This window comes from Methylobacterium sp. CM6241 (assembly GCF_054817845.1).
This window is the reverse complement of record NZ_CM139246.1, coordinates 4514106-4534835: the sequence shown is the minus strand read 5'-3', so window position 1 is coordinate 4534835 and position 20730 is coordinate 4514106. Positions and strand designations below refer to the sequence as shown.

17 protein-coding genes are annotated in these 20730 nt (G+C 63.0%); 7 read left to right on the top strand and 10 right to left on the bottom strand.

Translation table 11 applies throughout. The features are described 5' to 3' along the window. Positions 1 to 23: 23 nt before the first annotated feature. On the bottom strand, positions 24 to 1286 hold the full coding sequence (locus ACYQR9_RS21245; protein ID WP_461227943.1) for a cation:proton antiporter: 1263 nt from the start codon (positions 1284 to 1286) through the stop codon (positions 24 to 26). A 248-nt stretch (positions 1287 to 1534) separates the two neighbouring features. Between ACYQR9_RS21245 and ACYQR9_RS21240 the strand changes: the two genes are divergently transcribed. Then, positions 1535 to 2983 (top strand): IS1182 family transposase, encoded by a 1449-nt coding sequence (locus ACYQR9_RS21240; RefSeq protein WP_461227942.1) that lies wholly within the window; start codon positions 1535 to 1537, stop codon positions 2981 to 2983. 782 nt (positions 2984 to 3765) lie between these two features. Here ACYQR9_RS21240 and oxlT read toward each other — a convergent pair. After that, entirely contained in the window at positions 3766 to 5064 is a 1299-nt protein-coding gene (oxlT, locus tag ACYQR9_RS21235; RefSeq protein WP_424753531.1) for an oxalate/formate MFS antiporter, read from the bottom strand. 852 nt (positions 5065 to 5916) lie between these two features. On the opposite strand from oxlT, the gene ACYQR9_RS21230 reads away from it, so the two are divergent. Both ACYQR9_RS21230 and ACYQR9_RS21225 read left to right on the top strand, forming a co-directional pair. Then, on the top strand, positions 5917 to 7251 hold the full coding sequence (locus ACYQR9_RS21230) for an IS1182 family transposase (RefSeq protein WP_461227898.1): 1335 nt from the start codon (positions 5917 to 5919) through the stop codon (positions 7249 to 7251). Between the two features lie 279 nt (positions 7252 to 7530). Continuing rightward, positions 7531 to 9324, top strand: a complete 1794-nt coding sequence (locus tag ACYQR9_RS21225; protein WP_461229866.1) for a bifunctional diguanylate cyclase/phosphodiesterase — start codon at positions 7531 to 7533, stop codon at positions 9322 to 9324. Between the two features lie 284 nt (positions 9325 to 9608). Here ACYQR9_RS21225 and ACYQR9_RS21220 read toward each other — a convergent pair whose 3' ends face one another. The 5 genes from ACYQR9_RS21220 to ACYQR9_RS21200 all read right to left on the bottom strand — a co-directional run bounded on the left by ACYQR9_RS21220 (position 9609) and on the right by ACYQR9_RS21200 (position 14339). Further along, positions 9609 to 10274, bottom strand: a complete 666-nt coding sequence (locus tag ACYQR9_RS21220; protein ID WP_461227941.1) for a response regulator — start codon at positions 10272 to 10274, stop codon at positions 9609 to 9611. An 18-nt stretch (positions 10275 to 10292) separates the two neighbouring features. Beyond that, entirely contained in the window at positions 10293 to 12371 is a 2079-nt protein-coding gene (locus ACYQR9_RS21215; protein WP_461227940.1) for a sensor histidine kinase, read from the bottom strand. 491 nt (positions 12372 to 12862) lie between these two features. Beyond that, positions 12863 to 13087, bottom strand: coding sequence for a ribosome modulation factor (locus tag ACYQR9_RS21210; protein ID WP_461229865.1), 225 nt, complete (start codon positions 13085 to 13087; stop codon positions 12863 to 12865). Between the two features lie 232 nt (positions 13088 to 13319). Then, positions 13320 to 13817, bottom strand: a complete 498-nt coding sequence (locus tag ACYQR9_RS21205; RefSeq protein ID WP_461227939.1) for a PRC-barrel domain-containing protein — start codon at positions 13815 to 13817, stop codon at positions 13320 to 13322. A gap of 111 nt (positions 13818 to 13928) precedes the next feature. Next, entirely contained in the window at positions 13929 to 14339 is a 411-nt protein-coding gene (locus ACYQR9_RS21200) for a hypothetical protein (protein WP_461227938.1), read from the bottom strand. Between the two features lie 670 nt (positions 14340 to 15009). Between ACYQR9_RS21200 and ACYQR9_RS21195 the strand changes: the two genes are divergently transcribed. The 3 genes from ACYQR9_RS21195 to ACYQR9_RS21185 all read left to right on the top strand — a co-directional run bounded on the left by ACYQR9_RS21195 (position 15010) and on the right by ACYQR9_RS21185 (position 16156). Continuing rightward, positions 15010 to 15531, top strand: a complete 522-nt coding sequence (locus ACYQR9_RS21195; RefSeq protein WP_461227937.1) for a DUF421 domain-containing protein — start codon at positions 15010 to 15012, stop codon at positions 15529 to 15531. Positions 15532 to 15697: 166 nt separating this feature from the next. Continuing rightward, positions 15698 to 15907: a hypothetical protein gene (locus tag ACYQR9_RS21190; protein ID WP_461227936.1), complete on the top strand. Its 210-nt coding sequence runs from the start codon at positions 15698 to 15700 to the stop codon at positions 15905 to 15907. A gap of 9 nt (positions 15908 to 15916) precedes the next feature. Continuing rightward, a complete protein-coding gene (locus tag ACYQR9_RS21185) occupies positions 15917 to 16156 on the top strand; it encodes a hypothetical protein (RefSeq protein WP_461227935.1) in 240 nt (79 codons plus the stop codon). A gap of 27 nt (positions 16157 to 16183) precedes the next feature. Here ACYQR9_RS21185 and ACYQR9_RS21180 read toward each other — a convergent pair whose 3' ends face one another. The 3 genes from ACYQR9_RS21180 to ACYQR9_RS21170 form a co-directional block, all read right to left on the bottom strand. Next, positions 16184 to 17125, bottom strand: coding sequence for a cation:proton antiporter (locus tag ACYQR9_RS21180; RefSeq protein ID WP_461229864.1), 942 nt, complete (start codon positions 17123 to 17125; stop codon positions 16184 to 16186). Positions 17126 to 17152: 27 nt separating this feature from the next. Then, positions 17153 to 18108, bottom strand: a protein-coding gene (locus ACYQR9_RS21175) for an IS630 family transposase (RefSeq protein WP_461227934.1) whose coding sequence is annotated in 2 segments (ribosomal slippage) — positions 17153 to 17769 and positions 17769 to 18108 — 957 coding nt in all. Because the reading frame shifts where the segments join, the coding sequence is not laid out codon by codon here. Continuing rightward, positions 18066 to 18518: a hypothetical protein gene (locus ACYQR9_RS21170; protein ID WP_461227933.1), complete on the bottom strand. Its 453-nt coding sequence runs from the start codon at positions 18516 to 18518 to the stop codon at positions 18066 to 18068. Before ACYQR9_RS21170 ends, ACYQR9_RS21175 begins: the two co-directional genes overlap by 43 nt. A 1846-nt stretch (positions 18519 to 20364) precedes the next feature. On the opposite strand from ACYQR9_RS21170, the gene ACYQR9_RS21165 reads away from it, so the two are divergent. After that, positions 20365 to 20625 (top strand): hypothetical protein, encoded by a 261-nt coding sequence (locus ACYQR9_RS21165; RefSeq protein ID WP_461227932.1) that lies wholly within the window; start codon positions 20365 to 20367, stop codon positions 20623 to 20625. Positions 20626 to 20730 lie beyond the last annotated feature (105 nt).

Sequence of the window (20730 nt, the reverse complement as noted above, 5' to 3'; positions counted from 1 at the left end):
CGACCTGGAAAGCGTGGCGGGAGTTACCCTGAACCAGGGGTCGCCAGGGTGCGACGAGCCACCATGGCCAGGGTCGAGCCCTGGACGATGATGGTGAACAGCACCACGGCGTAGGTCGCCGCGAGGATCGCGGCCTTTGCGTCGCTCTCCGGTACGGAGAGGGCCAGCGCGACAGAGATGCCGCCGCGGACGCCGGCCCAGGTCAGGAACGGCACGTTCCGGGCCGACAGGTTGCCGCCCCACCGGAAGGCCAGCAATGGCGCGGAGACCGCCACCAAGCGCGCCAGGAGGACAATCGGTACCGCCGCCGCCGCAAGGACAAGCGAGCCGGGCTCAAAGCGCAGGACCAGGACCTCAAGGCCAATCAGCAGGAACAGCACCGCGTTCAAGACCTCGTCGACTAGGGTCCACAGGGACGAGACGTATCCCTGGGTGCGCTCTCTCATGGCATCGCGCGGGGCCCTGTCGCCGACCAGCAGCCCGGCCGCTACCACCGCCAGGGGACCGCTGGCATGGAGCTTCTGGGCAAGGGCGTAGGTGCCGGCGACCAGGGCCAGCGTGATCAGGACTTCGACCGGGAAGTCGTCGATGGCTCGCATGGCGCGATAGGCGACGTACCCGGTAACAACGCCGAGAAGCAGGCCGCCGCCGGCCTCCTGCAGGAGCAGTCGCGCGATGCCGCCGGCACTGGATGGTTCCCCGCCGATGCCGGCTGCGAAGCCGAGAAGGACGGTGAACAGGACGATGCCGACCCCGTCGTTGAACAACGCCTCTCCCTGCATCTCGATCTCCAGGGAGGGCGGCACCTTAACATTCTTCAGGGTGGCGAGCACCGCGACCGGATCGGTCGGACTGATCAGGGCTCCGAAGACAAGGGCCCATGCCAGCGAGACCGGATGCCCCGACCATTGGGTAACCGCCCAGAAGGCGCTGCCGACAATAGCCGTTGAGATGACGGTCCCGACGAGGGCCAGCGTGGCGACGGGCCAGGCCCTGTTGCGCAACGCGCTCAGGTCGAGGGTCATGGCGCCCGCGAACAGCAGGAAGGCCAGCATCCCATTCATCACCACGTCGGTGAAGTCGATCTGACGCAACGGGCCGGTCAGGGCTTCGTAGAGGTGCTGATTGGGAAAGGCGACGTCGAGGAGGACCAGCAGCAGCGAGGCGACGAGTCCCAGGACCAGCATGCCGATGCTATGTGGCATGTGGATGAAGCGTCCGTTGATCCAGCCGAACAGGGCGGACAGGGTCAGCAGCATCGCTATCAAGTCGAAGATGGAGATCACGCGATGGTCCCGGTGCGGTCCGAAACGGTTACGAGGACAAGGTGCTTCCCACGGTAAGGTTCAATCGGGCGGGTGCACGGACGGCACGCCCCCCCTTCGGACGCGAGAGTTTCCGCAGGGTCAGGCGTCATAGGCAGGCTAATAGTCGAAATCTTATTGATGGAACCCATGCCCTGGGTCCGCTCCCAACCCAGGCTGTGTGAAAACGTGCTGATCTGATAGAGTAAATTCCGATCTTGGAGGTCGGGATGAAGCGCTTCATCGCAGGTGAGGATCGTCAGCAGATCACGCTGCTTCCCGATTGCCTGGACGACTATATCACCGCCGACAATCCGGTTCGCCTCGTCGAAGTGTTCGTCGATGAGCTCGATCTGACGGCACTCGGCTTTGCAGGCGCGGTGCCGGAGGCGACCGGCCGTCCGGCCTATCACCCGGCGACGCTGCTCAAGATCTACCTCTACGGCTACCTCAACCGTGTCCCGTCGAGCCGTCGGCTCGAACGCGAGAGCCAGCGCAACGTCGAGCTGATTTGGCTGACCGGTCGGCTGATGCCCGACTTCAAGACGCTGGCCGACTTCCGCAAGGACAACGGTTCTGCCATCCAGGCCGCTTGCGCGCAGTTCGTGGTGCTGTGCCGGCGGCTGAACCTGTTCAGCAAGGCCGTCGTCGCGGTCGACGGCAGCAAGTTCAAGGCGGTCAACAACCGCGACAAGAACTTCACCGCCGCCAAGGTCGAAGCCCGGATGGCGCAGGTCGAGGCGAGCATCGGCCGTTACCTCGCGGCGCTGGACCGGGCTGACCGCGAGCCGAGCGACATCGCCGAGGCGCGCACGACGCGGCTCAAGGAGAAGATCGCGGGCTTACGCGAGCAGATGCAGGTTCTCCAGGCGAGAGGCCGGCAGGTCGAGGCTGCGCCCGATCGCCAGATCTCGCTGACCGATCCCGATGCGCGCTCCATGCCGACCAGCGGCAAAGGCACCGGCATGGTCGGCTACAACGTCCAGGCGGCCGTGGATGCCGAGCATCACTTGATCGTCGCCCATACGGTGACCAACATCGGCAATGATCGGACCCAACTCGCGCCGATGGGGCTTCTGGCGCAGGCAGCGACAGGATGCGACACGCTTACGGTGCTGGCCGACCGGGGCTACCTCAACGGCGAGCAGGTCCTGGCCTGCGAGGGGACCGGCGTGCTGCCCTGCGTGCCAAAGACCCTGACCTCGGGCCATGCCAAGCGTGGCCTCTTCACGGGACAGGACTTCGTCTACGACGCCGAAAACGATCACTACACCTGTCCCGCCGGCCAGCACCTGACCAAGGGGCCGGCCCGGTCCGATCGCCGGGCCGAGGGCGACGAGATGGACCACTACCGCAACCTGACGGCCTGTCTCGATTGCGCGCTCAAGCCCCGCTGCACGCCGGCGGAGACGCGGCGTGTCAAACGCTGGGTGCACGAGGGCGTCCTCGACGCAATGCAGGCGCGGCTCGACCGAATGCCAGACGCGATGAAGATCCGTCGCCAGACCGTCGAGCACCCATTCGGCACGCTGAAGGCCTGGATGGGAGCGACCCACTTCCTGACCCGGACCTTGGCCAGGGTCAGAACAGAGATGAGCCTGCAGGTTCTGGCCTACAACATGAAGCGGATGATCCAGATGTTCGGGGTCGGTCCGCTGATGGCGGCGATCCGAGCCTGAAGGCCACCACTTCGCTCGGCGACACTCTCAGGACATTCGCCTTGAACCTGAGGGATCTGCGTTCTCACACGGCCTCGATCGCGAACGGAAAGGCGGTTGAACTGTGGAGTCCGGTCGTACCGTAGCGTCTGCTTTGATCGGAGCATCTCCCAAGAACGGACAGACAGAAGTTCACCCAGTCTTGCCATAGGTGTCGATTTGACACTTGCTGCCGATAGCAGTCGTTCAGCGTCCAGGCGGCGTCATCCGGATTGATTATATGGCGGTGGCCGCTTCCTGCTAACGGGTTCCACTCGGATTGTAGGCATATAGGGCGCGTGGCGATACTTCCGTACTGAGAAAATCAAGAGTGCGCCTAGCTCAAGGATGACTTCCTGCTGTCATCCCGGGCATCAAAGGAAGCGCGTAGTGGCCCTCGGTGACTGCAATTGCAGATAGAGTCAGCCCTAATATCGTAATGTACAAGACGGCAAATATGTCCCGATTGGCCCCGTCTGTCGCGAGGAATAAGCCAGCGAAGGGTATGCTCTGCAATGCGAGGACGGCTGCGATATTCATCATAGAGACCTCAGCGGCCGGTGGTCGGATGTTGAAGCACCACCGAAGCCGCAGTCTTCAGGCACTTGTAAGATTGTGTTCCACTCGTTCGGTCTGTGCCTTGCTCAGGAAGCGCAAGGAATGAGCCGCCGTCCAAGCGGACGGCGGCTCATCTACCCTGCAGGCAGCGTTAGAGCGGTCTGCCTTATTGGCCGCCCCGGCTGGAACTCCGGGGGAGCGATACGTCAGGCGGTCGCCAGGGCCTGAGTGGGAATCACCACATCATTGTTCGCAGCATGGTGGCGCTTCAGCATTGGCCGCAGCACCGCGATGGCGAGGAAGGCAGCGAGGAGATCCATGGCTGCAACCGTGTAGAGTACCGTCGCCCAGGTACCGGTCGCCTGCATCAGGATGTTGCCAAGCGGTACGAAAAGAGCAGCGAAGCCTTTTGCACAATAGAGTACGCCGTAAATCTTACCGATGTGGGCTGAACCGAAGGTATCGGCGGCGGTGGCGCTGAACAGCGAGTAGACCTCGCCCCAGGCCAGGAACACGATGCCCGAGAGAATGATGAAGGCCCACGGGTTGGTGCCGAAGTACCCCAATGCCACGATGCCGATGCCCTCCATAGTGAAGGCGATGAACATCGTCTTTTCACGGCCGATGCGGTCTGAGATAAAGCCGAATAGCGGACGCGAGATGCCGTTCAGGATTCGGTCGAGCATGAGCGCGAAGGGCAAAGCGGCCATGGCAAAGAAGTACAGGTTGACCTTGAACTCCTTCACACCGAGATCCTGCGCGATGACGCCGAGCTGGGCCACGGCCATCAGTCCGCCGGTGACCGTGCAGGTGAACATCAGCAGCATGACGTAGAAGACTGGTGTACGAAGCGCTTCACGAAGCGTGTAGTCGCGCCTGCTCTGGAGAACCTTGCTGGAATAGATAACCTCGCCCTTCGCAGGCCCACGCAAGCCGATCGCCGCCAGCATGATGATCGCGCCCTGGATCAGGCCGAACACGAAGAAGGCCTGGGCGTAGCTGCCCTGGGAGATCATGTTGGCGATTGGGATGATCGTCAGGGCCGAGCCAGCGCCGTAGCCACCCGCCGTCAGGCCGACCGCGAGGCCGCGCTTGTCCGGGAACCACTTCAGGGCGTTGTTGATGCAGGTGGCGTAAACACAGCCCACACCGATACCGCCCGCCACCGAGCCGGTATAGAAGCCGGTGAGCGTGGTGGCGTAGGAGTTGATGACCCAGGCAAGCCCGGTCATCAGGCCGCCAAACATCACGACCCGGCTCGGGCCGTACTTGTCGATGAAATATCCTTCAATCGGGGTCAGCCATGTCTGCACCACGACGAAGATTGTGAAGGCGACCTGGATTGCGGCGCGATCCCAGCCAAACGTCTTCTGGATCTCCGGGACGAAAAGAGTCCAAGAATACTGGATGTTAGCAGCCGCAACCATGCAGGCGACGCCTAACACGAGTTGCAACCATCGATTGGCAGGTACTGCGGCTGCCGGTGGTGCACTGGACGTAGCCATGGGCGATCTCCCGTTTCCGAATAACGTGCGGCGTCTTTTGATTGGGCTCAGCACGGCCTCAGGCCCCCGCAAGTTACGACTCGGGATCTATCGTGCATCACTCGGTATGCAGTATTTGGCATACCACGGGGTATGGCAAGGGAAATAGTTCCGCTATAATTTTAATCCGGCGCGTCGATCGGAATTATAATTATGGATTAATTCGATGCGTTTGAACGTGCAACGGAACTATGCTGGAGAGCGGGCGCGGGTAGAGTCTATGAAGTTTTGCACTATTAAATTGGTTGACAAAACCTTTTTTGACCCAATGATCTGCAAACTTAGCTTGACGTTTAAATGGAGTATACCCAATGGCAGTTTCGCATAACTCACTGGTTCTCTACGGCTTCTTCTTAGTCGTTGGAGGATTAATGCTTGCCTTGCGCGCAAGGAGGGCGAACGAAAGTCCTGCGAAGAGCAAATCTATGACATTTGCTGGCGTAATAACGGTGACTGGTTTAGGAATTTGGGCCGCGAGCATTATGATTGAAAATTGATTGGGGTATTTTGATTGCAATTTATATCTTCAATTGCTTACGCGATGCTGGAATTGAGTTCAGATTTTTCTGAAAGCCCGTTGTTGATAGGCAGCGAGGTGTTCCCTTGCCGACAATTCAAGGGCAAGATCGTACCGACCAGTATCGCCTCGATCCGGTCATTTAGACTTGATTATCCGACGCGCCGGAGGGAACATAGAAAGTACGTCGCGGTACAACTCAGCCGTGTTGCACTTGCCGATCCTTATTGCCATAGCTAGGAGCCCGTCCGAGTAATCCTCTCGACGGCGAGGCCAGAGGGTGATTCACTCGGCTCATGGCCAAGGTGTTTCGCTCCTGGGATGTGGATCAGGGCTGGTTGCTGCCGCCCTCGCTGCACGAGTTCGTGCCGCCCGGGCACATGGCGCACTTCGTCCGCGACACGGTGCGGGAAGCGCTCGACCTCTCGGCTATCCTCGACACCTACGTCGAGGAGCGCGGCTACCCGCCCTACCACCCGGGCATGATGGTGGCGCTCCTGCTCTACGGCTACAGCCGTGGCCTGTACTCGTCGCGTCAGCTCGCCCGGGCCTGCGAGGAGCGGGTCGACGTCATGGCGGTGACCGGGCTGAACCGGCCGGACTTCCGCACCATCGCCGACTTCCGCAAGCGCCACCTCGTGGCCCTGTCGGACCTGTTCGTGCAGGTGCTGCGCCTGTGCCGCGCGGCCGGTCTGGTCCAGTTCGCCCACGTGGCGGTGGACGGGACCAAGGTGAAGGCCAACGCCTCCCGCCACAAGGCGATGAGCTACGGACGCATGAAGACGGCCGAGCCGGCGCTGGCCGCCGAAGTCGACGCCTGGCTGGAGCAGGCGCGGGAGGCGGACGCGGCCGAGGATGCGGTGCAGGGCGCGAACCGACGGGGCGACGAGACGCCGGACTGGATGGCCGACAAGCAGCGACGGCTGGAGACGATCCGCGCCGCCAAGGCCGCGCTGGAAGCGGAAGCGGTCGATCCGCCCGACCCCGAGGACGAGAGCGGGCCGGGTGCATCCTCGGGCATGCGCCGGCAGGGGCGGCCCCTGCGCGGTGAGGACGGCGGTCCGCCGGACCGGGCGCAGCGCAACTTCACCGACCCGGACAGCCGGATCCTGCCGACCCGCGACGGGTTCGTGCAGGGCTACAACGGGCAGATCGCCGTCGATGCCGCGCATCAGATCATCGTAGCCCACCGCCTCGTGACGAACGCCGCCGACGCTCGCGCCCTCGTGCCGCTCATCGACGACGTCCGCGCTCATCTCGGGCGCAAGCCGCGCGAGGTCTCGGGCGATGCAGGCTTTGCCAACGAGGCGAACCTGGCCGCGCTGAAGGAGCGGCGGATCACCGCCTATCTCGCTCCGGGGCGGGCGCGTCACGGCGAGGCGGATGCGGCCGGGCGTCGTAAGCTGACGAAGACGCCCCTGATGCGTGCGATGGCCGCGCGGCTGAAGCGGGCTGGCCGCCGGAGCCGCTACCGCCTCAGGAAGCAGGTCGTCGAGCCGGTATTCGGGCAGATCAAGCAGGCCCTGGGCTTCCGCCAGTTCCTGCTCCGCGGGCTCGATCAGGTCCGGGGCGAATGGGCGATGATCTGCACCGCCCACAACCTCCTCAAGCTGGCCAAGGCCGGGCGCTGAGCATGACGCGGGCGGGCTCGCCTTGATCTCAACCCCGACCTCAATCCGAAAAATCGTTACTCGGACGGGCTCCTAGGAGTCTTGTTCCGGTTGGACGTCAAATAACATCGTGTTTGTCCAATTTCGTACATTCCATATCCCTAAAAGATGCCAGAAGACCTCAATATATCTTATCTTCGCGCAGTGCTGTAACTTATTATTAAATTGTTCTAGGCCCTATGATTTTTAGTATTGCGGGGATTTTTTGTGCTGCAGGAGTTTCAACACACCATTCTGGAGATGACCGCGCGTGGTCGGCCAACTGACGAAGTGGCAGACTGCATCTGTCGCTGGGCCGAGGAGCGCGCGCCTGGCGCGCTGTGCTCGATCCTCACAGTTGATCGGACCGGGCGCCTGCATCCCCTGGCAGGCCCAAGCCTACCCCTGCACTACTCTGCAGCTCTTGACGGCTTAAAAATTGGGCCTTGCGTCGGATCGTGTGGGACAGCCGCTTACCGGGGCGAGCCTGTCACAGTCGTTGACATTAGCACCGATCCTCTCTGGACGGCGTATAAGGCCCTGGCTGAGCCGCTTGGCTTCAAGGCGTGCTGGTCGAGCCCGATCTTTCGCGGAAATGACTGTGTGCTCGGGACCTTCGCTTTCTATTATGGCGAATGCCGAGGCCCGAGCGATCAGGAGCAGGCAATCGTGGCGGCCTGCATTCACTTGTGCTCCATCCTGCTTGAGCGCGACGAGGTTCGATCCGAGATTCGCCAACTCGCCTACTTTGACTCGCTTACCGGCTTGCGCAATCGCGCATGCTTCAATCTTGATTTCGACGAGCAGTCTGGGAAGAACTGCGCTCTCGGTCTTCTCCTCATAGATGTGGACCACCTCAAGCGAGTAAACGACACGCTGGGACATGCTGCCGGGGACACGCTTCTCCGTGAGGTGGGACTGCGGATCGCTGCACATGCCGGACCGGGTACGGCTTACCGGATCGGAGGCGACGAGTTCGCCATCCTCATCACCGGTGAGAGCGCCCGGTCAGATATGGACCAGATCGTAAATGACATTCTGACAGCAACACGAGAGCCTACCGCCTGCGGCGAGCGTGTAGTAACCGCAACGGTGACATGCGGCGGGTCGACCTGTGGTTCAGAGGAGCCGTGCGAGTTGGCGGTTTTGCGTCAGCAAGCAGACCTCGCCCTCTATCATGCCAAGGAAAGCGCACGGGCGGGCTTCGTTTTCTTCGACGACACGTTCGCTAGCACCATCACGCATCGTTTTCAGACGTTCCAAACCGTGGCGAGCGCTTTGGCGGAGCATCGACTTGCGGCGCACTATCAACCCATTGTTCGGCTCGACAGCCGCGAGATCGTCGGCCTAGAGGCGCTTTGCCGCCTGAGCATGCCCGACGGGCGCATCCTCACTGCCGGGCAGTTCGTTGAAGCAGTCCAGGACCTCTCCCTCGGCCGTCTCATCACGGACCGGATGCTAGATGAGGTTGCGAGGGACATTCGTCATTGGTTAAACCTAGGTATTCCAATTCAACACGTCGGCGTGAACGTGTCGATGGCTGACTTCCAGGGAGACGACCTCTATCGACGGATCGTAACCGTATTCGGACGTTACGGGGTTCCGCTACAGCACATTATACTGGAGGTTACTGAGTCAGTGTATATGGAGAGAGGACATCACGACGTCGTCTCTTCGATCCACCGCTTGCGTGCGGAAGGACTTCTTGTCGCCCTCGATGACTTCGGCACGGGGTACGCGTCTCTAACTCATCTCCTCAGTTTCCCGGTCGATATTATTAAGATCGACAAAAGTTTCGTTGATTGTTTGGAGGGGCGTGAGGCCGGACGCGTGATTGTTAAGGGTCTACTCGATATTGCGAAGGGACTCGGGATGAGAATCGTGGCCGAGGGTGTCGAGACGACAAAGCAGGCATTGACGCTGCAACATCTCGGCTGCGTCCTTGGCCAGGGTTACCTATTTGGTCGCCCAACTGATTTACTCAACACAACGAACTCACTTCTAAAATTCGCGCAAAACAATGACTGCCGTTTAACGGAACGAAGTGTTCTATAGAGGACGAATAGTTGCTGAGCGGCAGTAAGTGTGAGTTCAGATAAGAGTACAATTAACGCACACATTTCGTCTGGCCCCGTCGAGCTTCCGCTTTCCGCCCGAACCGGACTTTTGTCATCTTCCTCCAAGATGCCGCAGAGCGGACCAGCCTAGGGTCGGTGAAGGACCGTGAGCGGTCTCCGAAACTATGTCCGCTTCGATGCATCCGGCGTCCGGAAGCGGACGGGCACAAAACCACCCATGACGGACGTTCAGGGTGGGTACCAAGCGTCAGATTTCCACCGCTAACGCAGGGTCAGCGCATCCAGCCAACCATGCGAAGCGGCGTAGCGAATGATCTCGGCACGCGAACGAAGTCCGAGCTTCTCGGCGGCCCGCGCCTTGTAGGTTTCGACCGACTTCACGCTGACCTCGATGCGCCGGGCGATCTCCTTGTTGCTGAAGCCCTGCGCGATCAGGCGCAACGTTTCCGTCTCGCGCGGACTGAGCGCCTCACCGGTCTCGGCCGACCCCGTGCCTCCCGTGATTGCCGAGCCATCCGAAAGGGCATGCCCGGCGACGGATGGGTCAAGGTAGACGCCGCCCGCAGCGACCGCATGGACCGCTCGCAGGAGGTCCTCGGCGGCAGAACGCTTCAGCAGATAGCCCTTCGCGCCCGCCCTGAGCATCGGCTGCACGTAGGCCGCGTCCTCGTGGACAGTCAGGACAAGAACCTTGGTCCCCGGGCACTCGCCTGTGACCCGTTCCGTCAGTTCGAGGCCGTTGAGCCCGGGCATCGACACGTCGACAACCGCGACGTCCGGCACCACCGACCGGATCAACGGCAGCGCCTCCCCGCCGTTTGTGGCCTCGCCCACCAGTTCCAGTTCGGGGTCCGCGTTGAGCAGCGCCCGGATGCCGGCGAGGACGATGGGATGGTCGTCGGCGAGGACGACACGGATGTGGCCCATGAGCGAGTCCTTTATGCGTCAGGCGGCCTGCGGGACCGGAATGCGAACGAATAACGTCGTGCCGACGCCAGGGGACGATTCCAGCGTCAGCGTTCCGCCTAGAAGGGCTAAACGCTCGCGGACACCGGAGAGACCAAGCCGAGGCTTGGCCGAAGGGCCGTCATGCAGCGGCTGCCCTAAGGCCTCCGGATCGAAGCCGACACCGTCGTCCTCGATGATCACTTGGATCTCATTCGGACGATGCTCAACCGAGACGCTCACAGTGGCCGCGCGCGCGTGCTTGAGCACGTTGGTGAGCGCCTCCTGCACGATTCGATAGATCGCGCTCTCCGTTGCCGCGGGTAGCCGCACAGGCTCCCCGAGGAACTCCAGGTCCGAACGGATGCCATGGCGCAGGCCCCACTCGCATAAAAGGGTGGCAAGGGCCTCGCGCAGGCCGAGGTCGTCGAGGGCGGTCGGACGCAGGTCCACGGCGGCCCGGTGGATGTCGCGTCCGATCTCCCCGGCGAGGGTTTGCAGCCAGCGGACCCGACTACCCGCCTCCGCCGAGGCATCGCTGCCTTCGAGCAGGCGCTCCAGCCCTTTCAGCCCGAGCGAGAGGCCGGTGACGGTCTGGCCGACCTGGTCGTGAAGCTCGCGCGCGATCCTCCGCTGCTCGTTTTCTTGCGCCTCGCCGAGACGGCGGAGGAGTTCGAGGCGTTCCGCCTCGGCGCGCTTGCTAGGCTCGATATCTGCGACGACGCCGTACACCAGTCCGGATGGGGCGCCCTCGTCCAGGCGAGGCGCCCGGCCGTTCAGGCGCACCCATCTCGGTTGCGCCTCCGAGCCATCGACGCGGAACTCGACGTCGAGCGTCGCGTCACCCATCGAGCTCCGGCGGAGCTCCTCAGTCAAACGCGCACGGTCATCGGCATGGACCGCTTCGATGACCTCACGGGCGTCCGCCTCGGTCTCGCCATCCCCCGTGACCTGAGCCCGCCAGGCGAGGAGGTGAGCGGCCCGTGGCGACCCGATGACTTTCCCCCGCACCGTGTCCCAGCGCAACGTACCGAGTTCCGCGGCCTCGGCCGCCACGGCGCCTTGCTCCTCGCTTGACTGGAGCGCCAGCGCGAACCTCGCTCGCTCGCCGGCCCGTCGCTGTGCCATGTCTCGGCCGACCATGGCGACCAGCGCAAGGGCGAGGCCGATACTGAGGGCGCTACCGCTTCCAAGGAGGAGGTACGACCGGGATACAGGCGCGTTCAACGCCTCGACCGGCATTCCGAAGTGCACCGACCACCCCCCGGTGTCTTTCAACGTCCGGTAGACTACCTCGACGTTCGAGCCTTCCAGCGTCGAGCCTGTGTAGAAGCCCTGGGGCTTCCGGCGGATGGCCTCCCTGAGGGCGGCGTTCGCCGGGTGGCCGAGTTCCTCCGCCTCGGCGCGAGTGCGCGCGATGGTGTTTCCCTCCGCGTCCACGATGGTGCCGACCCAGCCCTCCGGCGCGCCAGCGTCGCGCAGGATCGAACTGACCGCGTTTGTGGCGAGGCCGACGGATAGGACGTAGCGTAGCTCGCCGCTCCGTATGACGGGCGTCCGCAATGCGACGAGGCGCTTGCCGGAGATTAACCCGACGGGTCCGATGCCCCCGACCACGGCATGACGCGTCGCCACGACCGCGTCGAAGCTCTTCCGGTCGGCCGTCGGCCCGAGGACATCGTCGAGGGAGCGCAGGAGGTTGACGACCTGGGCGCCGTCCGGCGTTGCGAGTTCGACGGTCTCCCACAGGGGGTGGGCCCGCTTGAGCCGCTCGGCCTCGGCGTAGAAGATAGCGAGGTCCGGTTTGTCGAGGGTGGCGGAAGCGGCCTCCGCTTGCAGGACGGCAACCTGCGCGGCGATGTCGGAGGCGACGCGCTCCGCGACCCGCGTAGCACTGGCCACCGCGGCGTTTCGGGTGAGATCGCGCTGCTGCTGGGCCATGAGCGTGGCGACCCAGCCGCTGAGCAGCAGCACGGGAATGGCCGCCGCGACGGCGAGCGCGACGAACGTGCGACTATTGCCACGGTTCAGTTGCGCTTGGCCGGTTTGGTCGGTGACGTGTCTATGCCGAAAGATCATGCGCCCTGGCTCGAACGGGTCCCGCCATGCGTAGGGACCCGCCGGGGCACTTCGCAAGCCCACCCTGCCGCTCAGCCGAAGGCGCATGAGAGCCTTTTGGGTCGGCGGCCTCAAGTGAGGTCGTAGTCGAACGCGATGCCTGAAGGTTGCGGAAAGGTGCCTGGTTCGTCAGCATCACCCAGGAGACGTCGCCCGGAGGCGATGACCTGGAGATCTTGAGGGTCGCAATCCGCATCGAGCACGCTTCGTTCCAAGAGGCGAAGACGCTGGACGAGGTTCGGTGGCCCGTCCGACCCATCATGAAGCGGCGCCTCCACCAGGGCAGTGACCGCACGCTCCAACCGACCCAATGTCCGAACCCGAGGCGATAACGGACTTCCCCTGCCCATCATGCGTCCCTTTTCGGTTCACTAGGTCTATCACTGTTTCGCCTAGGCAAGGGGAGACCGAGGCGGGATAGCAACTATGGCCGCCCTCCGGGCGCCCATGGCTTAAGTTGGAGACAACGCGAGATCCGAACCGTTCAGCCCCTCGGAGCGGGATGCAACGCTACGAAGTATCACGTTCGGATGGGGAACCCGAGCTGAGATCTCCCAGGCCGACCCATCGTACCCCTCGAACCATGCCCGGCGCTCACGCGAATCCGCGGGATACGGGCAAGCATCCCTCGGGCGTCCGGTGGTACGGGCGCGACCGCCCTGCTTGATGATGTCCATGATCATCGGCGCTTGCCTCTCCGTCATCTTGAAGCGTGTGACGGCGGCAAGGTGCGCCGGGATTCCCGAAGCCGACAAGCTTGATCCCTCTCGCTCGCCGTTCTCACCGACAGGTGTCAGGGCAATCCCGACACGGCGAGGACCGATCTTGGCTTGACCGTTGCGCCAAGAACGACCTGGTCGCGTCGCGGGACGACCCGGTGTGGTACCGAGGCCGCCCCGCGACCTGCGATCAGGACTTGTTCTTCTCGTACTTGAACTCGGGCGCGTTCTTCACCGCGTCTTTGTCGGCATCGACCATGGCCTTCAGCTTACCGTCGGCGCGGTGAAGGAAGATCGAGGATGGGTCCACCATGACGTAGCGCTCGCCCATGCCGAGGAAGCCGCCGACGCTGACGACCACGCCGGTAACCGTCTTACCCTGGTCGATCACGAGATCCTCGATCTCACCCACGTTCTCGTTCTGCTTGTTGTACAGGTTCTTGCCAACGAGCTTCGACGAGGTAACCTCGGCAGGCTTGGCCGTGATGAACTTGATCTTGGCGTTCGCCGTATCGGCCATGACCATGCCGCCCGTGACGCCTGACGTCGTCGACATGCCCGTACCTGACGGAGATGCCGCCATGGGCATCGTCTGACCGTCCGACGGCGTTGCTGATCTGTCCTGGGCGAGGGCGGGCGCCGCTAGCATGGTTGTGGCGAGAAGTGCGCTGACAACGATGGTTTTCATGGGACTCTCCTGGGTTTCATCTATGGAGGCCCGGCATCGAACGGTGAGCCGGGTGAGAAGGGTCGGGGCGCTCTCGCTCATCCGTAAGCGCTGGCTCCCTTCGAGTTCGTCTCAGTAGCCGCAGCCGTAGACCGGACGACGAGCGCCGTAGCCGTATCCAACCGGGGCGTATCCGTAGCCATAGGAGGGGCCGTAATAGGCGGGTCGGACCGCGGCTGCGGCCAGGCCAAGCCCCAGTCCGGCCGCGATACCGACGCCAGGGTAGCCGCGCCGGTAGCCGTACCGGCCAAAATGACGGCCGCGGCCGTAGCGCGCGGGGCGGAAGCCGCCGCGATATCCACCAAAGTGCCGATGATGATGCCGGATGCGGGCCCCACGGTAGCGGTGTCCGCCCCGGAAGCCATGGAGACCGCCATGGTGGCCGTGGAAACCGTGCCCCCTGCCGTTGGGACGCGCCTCGCTCGCCGGTGCGAACAGGACGAGGGAAGAGACCGCCGCGAGGGCGACTGCAAGGTGTTTCATCGGATGCAACTCCATGAGGGCTCTGGAGGACAGGGGCGTGCGCCTTGAAGGCGACGGGACGGCTGCGAACGAGGGGGCGATCCGGTTCGATGATCCGACCGGTGGATGTCCGTCCGGTACCGCAAGCGACGCCCGTCCGGGCAACCGCCTGCCGCCTAACAACTGATCTGGTGCATCGGCGGTGGATCGGCAGTCCGGGAAGACCGCAGCCGTGTCGGGATAGCCCTGACACCGACTACGTGGCCCTTCGCAACCGACCCAACCCGGCGGTTGCCTGTTTAGGATTGCTTAACCACGATCCTCCGACCCTGCTCTCGACCGGAACGGACCTCGACGCGGTCGAACCCACGAGGAGCTGCATGAGAACGGCATTGGCACGAACGGCGCGGCTTGCGCGAGACTGGCGAGGGAGCGGGCGGGGAAAACCTCCATCGGCGATAGCCGACAGGCTGCGTTCGCCACCGACTCTGGAGCGGTCCGTCGAGGACGTCGCGCGCTATGGCGGCGGCCTCGGTGGCGCTCCTGTCATCGAACGCATCGCACCGGGTGACCTCAACCTGAGCGGCATCAACTCGACGCCGTGACTGACCATTCCCGGAGCCGAACTAGGAACACGCGACGAGCTCAAGGGCTTCAGGTTCCAACGGATATAGCCTGAGGGAAACGCGCAATGCTCTTCGATAGCTGGTCCGGGTTGGGGCGCGTGCTGCTCGTCGGTCCCTTGGCCTATGTCGCGCTGGTCGCGATCCTGCGGATCTCGGGCAAGCGGACGCTCACCAAGCTCAATGCCTTCGACCTGGTCGTGACGGTGGCCTTGGGTTCGACCCTCGCCACCGTGCTGCTCAGTAAGTCCGTCGCACTCGCCGAAGGCGTGCTCGCCATGGCGCTACTCGTCTTCCTCCAGTTCGCCATTACTTGGCTTGCGGTCCGGGTTTCCTGGGTCGACGGGCTCATTAAGAGCGAGCCGACCTTGATCGTACACCAGGGCCGGTTCCTGGAGCGGGCCCTGGTGGCGCAGAGGATCACCAGGGACGAGGTGCTCTCGGCGATGCGGTCGTCCGGGGCCGGGGACCTTGCCGACGTGGATGCCGTCGTCCTGGAGACGGATGGCTCGATGAGTATTCTGAAGGGCCGGTCGGAACCCGCTCGTTCGCCGACGTTGGCGAGCGTGATGAAGAGATCTCAGAGTTGAATGACGGTCGGAGGCCCTGCTTTGGGCGTACGCCCCAATGGAGAGGGCGGTTCCAACGGGCCAAGGCTTCGATCCGCGGCCGCCGGTCGCGTCCCGGTGACACAGGCCGGGATGATCCGGGTTCCGCTTCCGTCTGCCCAATAGAAAAACCGCGAAGGAAGCGAAGATGAGTGTCGACAGATCCAGGATCCGGCGGGCTCGCATGGCGGCCATCGACCGGCAGGTCCGAAGCGAGATGCGAACGTCCGACCTGGTGCTGGCGGTGGTGGGCGTGGCCCTCCTGGGCGGGCTCTGCCTGCTTGGCCTCGCGAACTGGGTCGGGGAAGCCCAGGGTCTCGCGAGCATGCCGGTTCCGGCCGCGACCGAGGTGCTCTGAGGCGCCGCCGTGAACTGGTTCCTTCGGCTTAGGCCGGCACCGACCTTGGGTCGGCGCGGGGTGGCGACGGTGGCTTGTTCGTCCCTCACCAGGGACGAGTTGCGGCGGCGGGCGCTCCTGGCCGCACGCCGCCGCCTGAGCGAGCTTCAAGACGCCGGTGAGATCGGCGATGCAGCCGCGAGTGTCGTCGAGGACGACCTTCGGCGGTTCGAGCTGCGCGCCTTCCTCGGCAAGCTCTATCCGAACTGAGCAGGCCCCCGGGTCAATCAGACGTGGTCAGGTCGTCAGCGGAAGACCCAGTTGCGCGCTCTCCGTATCGCGTCCGCTGCGGCGGTCGATGAAGCGGAGCGTAGGGGTGACGGTCACCCCATGGAGCAGGATGGAGATCAGGATGGTCAGGCCCGCCACGCTCCAGAGGAGCTCGGCCTGCTCGAAGGCGGCGTGGTGCATGCCGTAGGCCATGTAGTAGATCGTCCCCAGCCCACGGATGCCGAAGAAGCTGATGACCGCCCGTTCAACCGCGGGACGGTCCGACCCGAGCAGGCTGAGCCAGCCACAGACCGGCCGCACCACGAACAGGGCGAGGAGCGCGAAGGCGACGCCCTGCCACGTCAGGGCCTTGAGAAGGCCGCCACCGGCAAGCGCGGCGCCGAAGCCGACCAGCAGCACCATCATGAGCAGCCTCTCAAGCTCCTCGGCGTAATCGTGCATCTTGTGATGATAGTCGTGCCCGCGATGGGCGGACCGAAGCGCCAGGGCGGCGACGAAGACGCCGATGAAGCCGTAGCCGTGCGCGACCTCGACGACGGCATAGGTCAGGCAGGTGATGCCGAGCGCTACGAGGCCGTCCCCGGTCCGTGACAGCCGGGCATTGTTGGGCAGGTGGAACGTGAGCCAGCCCATGCCCCGCCCGACCCCGGCGCCCAGGGCGATTCCGACACCGATCTTCCAGAGGACGTCGACCGTGAGCCAGGAACCGAACTGCCACGCCCCGAAGCCCTGGGCCGCTGCAAGGGCGATGGCGAGGTGAACGAAAGGAAAGGCGAGACCGTCGTTCAGGCCCGCTTCCGAGGTCAGGGCGAAGCGCATCTCGTCCTCCTGCCCTTGCTGCGGGGGGCCGACCTGGACGTCCGAGGCGAGCACGGGATCGGTCGGGGCAAGGGACGCCGCAAGAAGCAGGGCCGCCGCCGGGCCTAATCCGAGAAGACCCGAGGCCAGCCCAACTAGGGCTAGAGCGGCATCCGATCAGGTTGGATCGAAAGCATCGTAGCCTGCGGCCACGAGGTAGTTGCGGCACTCATTCGGTGTGAAGCGCCTGAAGGCCTGCTTGATGGTGTCGCAGAGTTCCACAACCGTGCGGGCGCCCTGGGCTCGCAAACAGGCCTTGAGCTTGGCAAAGGCCAGTTCGATCGGATTGAAGTCGGGCGAGTAGGCCGGCAGGTAGAGCAGGCGGGCACCGGCCGCCTCGATGCGTTCGCGGATGCCGCTGACTTTGTGGGCGGGCAGGTTGTCGAGCACGACTGTGTCACCCTGGTTCAAAGTCGGCGCCAGGGTCTCATCGACATAGCGGCGGAAGCGGACCCCGGTCATGGGGCCGTCGAAGAGCGCGGTCGCCGTCAGGCCGCTGGCCCGCAGTCCCGCTGTGACCGTGATGGTTTTCCAGTGACCGAACGGCACGGCCACCCGGCAGCGCTTGCCACGCGGCGCCCATCCGTAGCGACGCGTCATTTTCGTGTTGGTTGCGGTCTCGTCCAGGAACACGAGCCGGTCTGGATCGAGGTCGAGCTGGCCCTCGAACCAGGCCAGGCGCGCGGCCTTCACGTCCTCTCGATCCTGCTCTGCGGCGTGGCCGGTGTTTTTTTACGCGTGATGCCGTGGCGCTTGAAGAAGCGGGACAGGCTGCTGACCCCGACCCGCAGGCCGCGTTCGGCCAGATGGGTGCGTAGCTCCCGCAGGAACAGTTCCGGTTTGGCCTCATAGGTCCGCCGGATCAGGCCAGCCTGGGCCTCGATGGCGTGCGAGCGCTGATCGCCGCCCATCGGCTTGGCCCATGTGCGTCCTTCCCGCATGAAGGCCTCGTGCCAGCGCACGGCGCTAGCCGGACTAACCTCGAACCGTCTGGCGGCTTCCCGGCGCGAGGCTCCTGCCTCGATCGCCACTACGACACGCTGACGCAGATCCGCTGACAGGGCTGAGGGCATCCGGCTCTCCTCCTCGGAAAGCCGCGCATCGAATCACATCTGCGCCGCCCCCGAAACCCCGGTCGATTCAAGCCGATCGGACACCGCTCTAGGATGGTCAGAGGCATGGCGATGCCGAGAAGGCGCCAGGTCACGATCCAGCGCTTCCATCCGATGAGGCGGTCCAGCTTGAGACCGGCACCCATCAGCGAGACGATGACCACCAACTCGCTCAGGCGTTCGACGAGGCCGAGGTGTTCCTGCGGATGAAGGCTAGTGCCGGTCAATCCGAACAGCGTTGGCAGGGCTGCGCCGATCCCGACGCAGCAAATGGGAAGGGACAGCGGCAGCTGCTTGAGCACCATCGGCAGCCATGCGGTGAGGAGTACCAGCGTGCCGAAGCCTGCCAGGGCGAGAATGTAAGGTTCCATGGGGGACGAACCCCTTCCGCCCGGCGACGTTCCTGACCTGCACTGACGTCATCACCGTACCGAGGCAGAAGCTCAAGGAAGGTTCAGGCCAAACTGGGAAAGTCGTTAAAAGGAGCGATGCCTATGAAGGACATGGTCATGCCGTGCCGATACCACGGCGGGCATCCGGACGCAGGTCTCGGGCGATACGTCGAATAAGATGGCCGCGGGTTGTAGTTTTCGTGGGACGGTGCGATAGGTATCACCGGGTGTGCAGTCCTGATTTGGACTGGCAGGTTTCCATGTTGGTCGGGCCGCCAACAGTGGGGACCTTTGCCTGTGAAGACAAATTCTCATACTGATTGGTATTTGCTCACCTCAATCGATGACACCGGGCTCCAATCTCTCCATTTGCCTGGGAGTGGACTTGTCAGCTGCTTGAGTAGCCATCACACGAGCTCAGTTTACCTCGTGATGATTCTGGCGGACGACTATACCGTTGCGGAAACCGAACGAGTTTCGGCAAGGGACGACGAGGAGGCCATATTGCATGCCGTGCGCCTAGCTGACGGCCGTGCCATCGATGTGTGGAACGGTTTGCGTTTCGTCGAGCACTTGGGATCCACCGGGGCTTAGACTGATGCACCTGTCTGAGCCGACGCTGCCTGATCATAGCTTGAGGGGTGGGGACCAATTGGCAAAACGAGGCAGTTGGGCCAGCCTACTTCGGTCGAGCTCCACAGGGGTGAGCGAGCGGTGACCAGGTGCTTCCGTACCCGCGGTCTGGGAACGATCTAGTACGTCGACTGTGGGCTTAATCGTGCCGGTTCGAGCAAGTCATGTTGCTCTGGCGTGTGGCCGGGCTAACAATCCTGATCTCCATGTTGCTCTACGGTGAGGCCGTCAGGCCAGTGCTACGCTTCATCATCCACCGCAACATGCGCGATAGCTCTTGCGGCTAAATTGCTCTGCCGCCGCTCCCCCTAACACCGAGCCGGCTTAGTCCAGGACGCGAAACCCGGTCGCAAACGAGCAGACATGCCTCCTGGGGTGGGCTTGACTCTCGATACTTGCGGTCCGGAAAGTCTAAGTTGCCAGCACTGCGACAAAAACGCATGCTCGGTAATAGCTAAGCTATCATCGGCTTGAGTAAGGTCTCCTAATCCCACCAGTTCACAGGCTAGATCGAGTCTGAATTTAATCCATTCAATCGGGTGCGTGCTGGCACGTACCGCCAAGCGGCCTTACATTACTATTGAACACATCAAGAAACAGTTCGAGGCGAGCCGTCTTATTTCTGTTTTAATCCATAAGAAAATCTCCGATGTCATTCAAAAATATCGCACTTGCGACGGCGACGGCATGTCTCGTCGCAGCCTCGCCAATCGCTGCGGCCGCGCGGCCCTATACCCCACATCCCACCAATGCAGGCATCGCACACAAGTATAACGGCTTGTCAGCCTATAAGCAGAAGCGAAAGGTATCGAAGGGGGAACGCTCGTATCGCCGGGAGAGCACCCGCAACTTCGGCAATCCGAATTCGAGGAACCCTTCCCGGGCCGGTTACCAGCAACAACTCGGTAATACGACCAATGGCCCGCGTTATTAATCACGTGCAATGCAAGAGCGTGTTCAGCCCCCCCCCCGACGACAGCATTAGACCGAAAGAAAAAGAATTACCCCATTATAATAAGCTTGATGATCGTTCTCATCGCAGCCTTAATTGGGGCATGGGGTCTAATAGGGTCAGTTTACTTGTATATAGTGGTGCGTTGCCTGAGCTCGAACATTGAGGACAACCAGCCATTTCGTGTCGTCATCGAAATTCACGGCGACGGCACGGGAGGAAAGCCGGAGGGAGTTCAGAATGATGCGCGTGACCGGTATTACCGGCCTCCTCCTAACCTTCGTCCTGCTGTTTGGATGGGGAAACCTGAGCGCCCGGCCGGCGATGACCGGCACGGGAGGGGGGCCGGAAACGACTGTCACGGCACCGTACACCGCACTGACGGGCCAGACCGTACCAAGCGGGACGGCGGCTGTTCCGACAAACGATCCGTCGGAGCGGACCGTGCGGCAGCGAGACCTCGACCACGTCCTCGACGGGATCTGCGTCGGATGTCGCTAGGCGCGAGAGCCTACGCATAGGCCTGGCGCTCGGGTGACGGCGGCGCTTCCGACGATGAGATCATCGCAATCACGGCATGGAGCGTTGCCCGAATGAACCTCAAGG

Excerpts from the sequence above, each read along its gene's own strand:
- ACYQR9_RS21240 (WP_461227942.1), top strand. The coding sequence starts at position 1,535 with ATGAAGCGCTTCATCGCAGGTGAGGATCGTCAGCAGATCACGCTGCTT.
- oxlT (WP_424753531.1), bottom strand. The coding sequence starts at position 5,064 with ATGGCTACGTCCAGTGCACCACCGGCAGCCGCAGTACCTGCCAATCGA.
- ACYQR9_RS21230 (WP_461227898.1), top strand. The coding sequence starts at position 5,917 with ATGGCCAAGGTGTTTCGCTCCTGGGATGTGGATCAGGGCTGGTTGCTG.
- ACYQR9_RS21225 (WP_461229866.1), top strand. The coding sequence starts at position 7,531 with ATGACCGCGCGTGGTCGGCCAACTGACGAAGTGGCAGACTGCATCTGT.
- ACYQR9_RS21220 (WP_461227941.1), bottom strand. The coding sequence starts at position 10,274 with ATGGGCCACATCCGTGTCGTCCTCGCCGACGACCATCCCATCGTCCTC.
- ACYQR9_RS21215 (WP_461227940.1), bottom strand. The coding sequence starts at position 12,371 with ATGATCTTTCGGCATAGACACGTCACCGACCAAACCGGCCAAGCGCAA.
- ACYQR9_RS21210 (WP_461229865.1), bottom strand. The coding sequence starts at position 13,087 with ATGGACATCATCAAGCAGGGCGGTCGCGCCCGTACCACCGGACGCCCG.
- ACYQR9_RS21205 (WP_461227939.1), bottom strand. The coding sequence starts at position 13,817 with ATGAAAACCATCGTTGTCAGCGCACTTCTCGCCACAACCATGCTAGCG.
- ACYQR9_RS21200 (WP_461227938.1), bottom strand. The coding sequence starts at position 14,339 with ATGAAACACCTTGCAGTCGCCCTCGCGGCGGTCTCTTCCCTCGTCCTG.
- ACYQR9_RS21195 (WP_461227937.1), top strand. The coding sequence starts at position 15,010 with ATGCTCTTCGATAGCTGGTCCGGGTTGGGGCGCGTGCTGCTCGTCGGT.
- ACYQR9_RS21190 (WP_461227936.1), top strand. The coding sequence starts at position 15,698 with ATGAGTGTCGACAGATCCAGGATCCGGCGGGCTCGCATGGCGGCCATC.
- ACYQR9_RS21170 (WP_461227933.1), bottom strand. The coding sequence starts at position 18,518 with ATGGAACCTTACATTCTCGCCCTGGCAGGCTTCGGCACGCTGGTACTC.
- ACYQR9_RS21165 (WP_461227932.1), top strand. The coding sequence starts at position 20,365 with ATGATGCGCGTGACCGGTATTACCGGCCTCCTCCTAACCTTCGTCCTG.